Here is a 4,890-nt window from a genome sequence, read left to right on the forward strand (position 1 = left end):
TCTCATATTGGCGATCAGTCTCCATTTTCCTATCACTTTTAATTTTTTCCCTAGCTTCAACTAAAGATTCTCTCGCTTTAGTTAGGCCTGGTTTAGTAAGAGGATCAGATTTCTGAATTATACTATCGATCTTTTCTATTTCTTCATCAATCTCTGCTTTTTTCTTTTGTCGTTCTGAAGTAAGTTCTTCATGGATAGATGCATAATGTGGAATTACAGCATCGTCGATACGATTACCTCTTACTTCTTTTCTTGATCTAACTACAATGTAATCTCTATATGCATTAGGAATGCTTTTAAAAGCACTACCAGCATTAATTTCCCATTTAGCTAAAGCAACGCCGAATTTAACGAATGGGTAAGCCAACCATCCCAGTATTATTCCTCCAATACTATCTTTATGACCTATTGGAGCACCAGACTCATCGCGTTCTAAACGTATATGCCCTACTAAAAAATTTGTAATATTAGAGAAAGAGCGGCTATTAAATAGGTTAATGGGCTGCCCTAATTGATGGAAATGTTGCGCCACTAACGTGGCTATACCTGCACCCAGAGAATGGCCTTTTAGGGTGATATTTTGGGGAGACACACCCTGGTCTAATAATCGCTGCACTTGGGCAATACCATCTGTAACTAAATCCTCTTTTGATTTAGCTTTGCCGGTGCTTTGACCTACACCACGAAGATTAAAGCCAACAACATTAGCCTTAAGGACCTTCGCATCTTCCTTTATGTCGTCAATGATGTGTTCATAGCACATGCCATTGCCAACTAAATTGATAATATATTTTTGATATTGAGGATCAATTTGTTCTTGTGATTTATGTTTGACTTCAAAGGTATCTAAATGGACATCATCATGAGTAATTATTTCATGCTTTTCACAAACCAGTTCGTCTTCGTTGTAGCGCCTAGCAGTGTCATCACGAACTGCTAAATAATCAAAATTGTCATTTTGAGCCGGTAGAACCAAACTGCCAACCCATTCACCAAGTAGTTTATTCGCTCCAAGTTTTATTAAATCCCATAATAAAATGGGGGGGAAAATAGTTCGAATTGCAATAAACTTAAACCATTCCCAACCACTAAATTTAGGTTTTGGGGCATTATAAATTTTAGCCATAAGGTTGATCCTATTTACAATTAATTTTGCATAAATTATAAACAAAAAACATTAAGGAAATATTAAGCTCTGTTTTCTCCCAAGGACAGTAGTGTCTCATGAAATTATGACTTAACCAGCATGCTCTTTTTCCCAAGCAGCCTGTCTTTCTCGTCTCCTTATAGCCTCCTGTTTATTCTCTTCAGCTGTGCTAATTCTGTTTCGTTGAGCAATTAAGAAGCCTGAAAATTTTTGTGCTTCTTCAATGGTCAATTGTCCAGAAACCACTGCCCATGTTACGTCCTCTGCAATTCGTAACATATTGTCATAATCATCAAGTCTACCTTGGGGAAGATCAAAAGAAACACAATTTTCCAGTCTGCTTTTAGGCAACAGGCGCTCAACACATAAGCGAAGTGCGTTAGAGTCTCCTAATTTTGCAAGTTGAACTAATTTAGCAATAATTTCTTCAGCATGATCTTCCAATATGCCTCTTAATTTTACTCTTTTATCTATGATCCCTTTAGGTCTTCCTGCTGGATTACCAGACTTCCCTATTTGAAATGTCATCTTGTTCTTCTCCTGTTCAGATCAAGTTATTCTTGAATAATCAACATAACGTATGGGTTTGCAATTAGTGCCAGGAAGATATTGCAAAGTCTCTGGATGAAACCAAAAGCCAAATTTACCTTCCCAATCCCCATTACGTTGCTTATCGCAGCACCACCAGCAATCAGAGCCCTCTAATTGTTTTAATTCTTTAGGACTTAATGATACCCCCATTTTTTGTTTTTGCTTTAAAGATTCTTTTTCTTTATTGCGCCACACAGTAAAACAATTATCTGCCAAGTCACTCAAAGCCCCTGTGCCTTTATTGTCTAATTTTCCTGGCGGTGTTGATTCATTAGCACCTTTTCTGGGGGGGATCACAATGTGCACATGACAATTATATTGGTTTTTAAAGTCACAAAGCTGCTCCATAAATACTTTCTGTGCTTTGTAATCGTCCTCCGCGATATCCAATTTCATGAATGAATCAATGACAAAGACATCCACCCCATAACGTTGTCTTGCATAACGAAATACTTCGATCAAGCGTTGTGATTTCGCCGTTCCCACCAAGTCAAATAGCCACAGTTTATCACCATACCACTCATGAATAGCTTCAATATATTCAGGCGAAGGTCGCTCTAATGCACTAGCTTGCCGTGTTAAGCGCATAAGCAAACGCTTGGGCTTAATCTCAAGGCTTGCAATACAGACCTTTGCTCCTTGCTTCATAGAACTAAGAATGATTTGCCCTAAAAATTGGCTTTTGCCATGCCCATTAATACCTGTCCAAACAGAAATCTCATCAGGCCTGAACATGAGTTTGTCCTTGGCCTTTTCCCATGGAGGCGCATAGCCAATAGGTTTACCTTCGGGTGGATAAAATTCTTCTATTACTTGTTGAGTAAATGTATTAGCTGGCTTTAATTCCTCTGGATCAAGCGAGACTGCTTCTCTAAAAAAATACTCCATATCTTGCTGAGAAATTCCTCCTTTTAGGCATTCATTAGCATCTTTAAGCGGCAACTTTACTAACCGACAACGATGTGCGCCAAGACGATCTATAATTTCTAACGCGGCTTCATTGCCAGCATCATCATTATCCATACATACAAAGATCTCATCGAATTGGTTCAAACGATCATACTCATATTCAATCCAGCGTTGCTTGTCTCCTTTACCACCACCGAATGGAACGGATAATGCTGGAAATCCATATTGCCATAATGTCATGGCATCAATTTCACCTTCGCAAATGGTCACAGAACTTGCAAACTCTGGGATGGTTTGCCAACCAAAAAGGCAGGGCTCACAATTGGCTTCAACACGCATTTGTTTTTTACCATTATTGCGTTCAAGTTTCAGGTACTTTACGAAAATCACTTCACCTTCACGCCAGTAAGGAAAGGCAATTTCATCACCTTGAACACCAATTTTAAAACGTTGGAGTGTTGGGAGTTCTAATTGACGTTCATTCATCAAATAATTGATAGGCGCAGAACTCTCAGCTAAGGGCATGATTTTCTGTTGCGGCTTAGCGAACTTAGACGGCCGATGAGCTTCAAATTCAGGTCTGGCTATCCCAAGATAGCTGCTAGCCTCTTTCATAGCCTCAGAGATTGTTAAATTGCGTGTTGCAGCCCAAAGCGTTAACAAATCTCCACCTTCATTTGTCGCAAAATCAGCCCACACCCCAGCCTTATCTCCGCTCAAATGTACCTTAAGCGATGAACCACAACCTCCAGAGATGCTGCCAACAGACCACTCATGACCTTGTTTTTTGCCATTGGGCAATAAATAACGGCTGACACCTTCGGCACGTAGAGCCAGTTGGCGTGATATTTCTTTTGCCATCATCATGTTAAATCACTCCCGCCATTAAATCGTCCATACTATTAGTCCCATGTTCCGTATCGTTGCTATTGGCATTATTCATAAACCGTTCGATATGCTCTGCATCACGAAAAATTAAACTAATGTCGTCATATACCTGACCACTATCATTCTTCCCCATGTTGTATGGTGTTATGGAGCAGCCATCAATCGCTTTTTTTAGATCTTCAAGGCTGTAACCCAATTTGAATGCTTGTTCCACTTTACGCTGACGCTTTGCATCAAATACAGCACGAGGATGATTCATTACCGTCTGCCAGTATTTAAATAATTCCTTGGTGCTGGCTAATAGATTTGGTTCAGAAACACATGCAGGTAAAGTTTCAACTTTACGTATTTGTTTTTCCATTCCCTTAGACTCCATTCCTTTCCATTCCGTGCTCGAGGACTCATCCACTGGTTTGCGATCTGTAAATGACCGTTCTATTAGTCCTCCTCGAATAGTCGTCGAATTATCCTCGATTTTCTTTAGAGCAGATTGAGGTAGTGGGTGCCGACAGGTAGGCTTGTCAATTCTTTGATGTTTTTTCCATCCAGTTACAATCCAATAAGCTTTATCATCGACCATATATTCACGTATTAGTCCATTATTAATAAGCTCATTTATGCAACTTTTGATTTCCTTTATATCGAGATTGTCCGCAGGAAATACCTCAGCTTTAATGCGAATATATGACGCTTGATGAACACCGTTATCGTCACAAAAATTCCATAGACCAATAAAAAGAAGCCTTGATAGTGGTGAGCAGGAAATAACCTGCTCACTTGCCCAGAACTCGGGTTTAATAGTCCTTATACGTGACATATTAATTGCCCTCCCGATCAAATTTTTTGCCATGATAGACATACAGTCCTATGCGATGAATAACTCCATTTTCATCTGGCTCATTTGTCCATTGTGTATCTATCTCGTAATGTTGTGCCCTTAATTCTCCTATTCGTGGTGCAGGACTGACTATTCCCATTTTACGAAATGCAAACGTCGATAATTTGGGATTTACCTCAAAAGCTTTGAGTATTCTTGCGCGTTGATTGGCTTTTGAATTACTATAGCCTCGAGAGTTTTTAGGAGGATTGCCCAGGTTATCTGGGCTATTCTTTTTCTTCATGATTACGCCTCCTTTCCTTGATTTGCAACCCATTCAAAAAAAGCGGCTTCATCAATCAAAACGCGTTTGCCAACTTTTTTTATCACATTGAAGTTATCCTATCCGTTAGTTTTGCGATTGAAGATCAGATTGCGTAATCCAGCGATTGTTGGCCAGTCATGCTTTTTATCCCAATGCGGCACGGGAATGTAGTGAGGGCGTGGAGTTACTAACTGATTATTGCTATTCATTTGG

Annotated in this window: 5 protein-coding genes; all 5 read right to left on the reverse strand. The window is 39.6% G+C overall.

The genetic code is table 11. The features are described 5' to 3' along the window. Nucleotides 1–1,126, reverse strand: a 1,126-nt coding sequence (locus tag Q0495_RS07390) for an alpha/beta fold hydrolase (RefSeq protein WP_298624550.1), incomplete at its 3' end; no start/stop codon positions are given. A gap of 111 nt (nt 1,127–1,237) precedes the next feature. Continuing rightward, nucleotides 1,238–1,675: a DUF5681 domain-containing protein gene (locus Q0495_RS07395; protein ID WP_298624552.1), complete on the reverse strand. Its 438-nt coding sequence runs from the start codon at nt 1,673–1,675 to the stop codon at nt 1,238–1,240. 21 nt (nt 1,676–1,696) lie between these two features. Further along, entirely contained in the window at nt 1,697–3,514 is a 1,818-nt protein-coding gene (locus tag Q0495_RS07400; protein ID WP_298624554.1) for a toprim domain-containing protein, read from the reverse strand. 1 nt (nt 3,515) lies between these two features. Beyond that, nucleotides 3,516–4,352, reverse strand: a complete 837-nt coding sequence (locus Q0495_RS07405) for a hypothetical protein (RefSeq protein ID WP_298624556.1) — start codon at nt 4,350–4,352, stop codon at nt 3,516–3,518. A gap of 1 nt (nt 4,353) precedes the next feature. Further along, on the reverse strand, nt 4,354–4,656 hold the full coding sequence (locus tag Q0495_RS07410; protein ID WP_298624557.1) for a helix-turn-helix domain-containing protein: 303 nt from the start codon (nt 4,654–4,656) through the stop codon (nt 4,354–4,356). Nucleotides 4,657–4,890 lie beyond the last annotated feature (234 nt).

Origin of the sequence: uncultured Legionella sp. (assembly GCF_937871865.1) — a bacterium.
Taxonomy (GTDB): domain Bacteria; phylum Pseudomonadota; class Gammaproteobacteria; order Legionellales; family Legionellaceae; genus Legionella.